Source organism: Kitasatospora saccharophila (assembly GCF_039529925.1).
Classification (GTDB): Bacteria; Actinomycetota; Actinomycetes; order Streptomycetales; family Streptomycetaceae; genus Kitasatospora; species Kitasatospora saccharophila.
Genome location: NZ_BAAANS010000191.1, coordinates 1 through 560, shown reverse-complemented (window position 1 = coordinate 560; position 560 = coordinate 1). Strand labels below are relative to the sequence as shown.

1 pseudogene is annotated in these 560 nt (G+C 70.5%); it reads right to left on the bottom strand.

Annotated elements, in window-relative coordinates:
• Positions 1–480, bottom strand: a pseudogene (locus ABD345_RS40115) (hypothetical protein); the annotation flags it as partial.
• Positions 481–560 lie beyond the last annotated feature (80 nt).

Sequence of the window (560 nt, the reverse complement as noted above, 5' to 3'; positions counted from 1 at the left end):
GCCCACAGCACCCAACAGGGCCGACAGACCCAGCAGTGCGAGCCCACCGGCCGCGACCAGCTCACGCGCCAGCCGATCGATCAACGGCGCCAGCGCGAAGCCAACCACCAGCGCGGCCAGACCACCGAGCCCCCGCAACCCGCCGATCTCCGCCACACTGCCGCCCGCCGTGTCCGCGATCGGCACCAGGTACATCCCGAACACCGTGAACGGGATCAGGCTCACCGTCGACGCCAGCAGGAACGGCCACAGCCGGCGCGCCATCGCCAGATCACCGGGAACCGCGTCGGCCGCATCCCTGGCCCCCATGCCATCCGACGTCGGGAGCGGACCTGCACCACTCACCAACCCCCGCACCGCGCCCTGCGTCGGCGCCGCCGAGCGTGACTCCCGCCCTTCGTCACCGGTTGCTGAGTGGTGCACGTCCGGCGATCCGATGGTGGACGAGGGCGCAGCTGGATTGCGGCTGTCGGTGCTCACGTGCGGGATGCTCCGTCCTGGAGGTGGTAGCGGTACAAGCTCGTCGGGCGGGAGCTGAACTGGGAAAAGGGAAAGGGCTC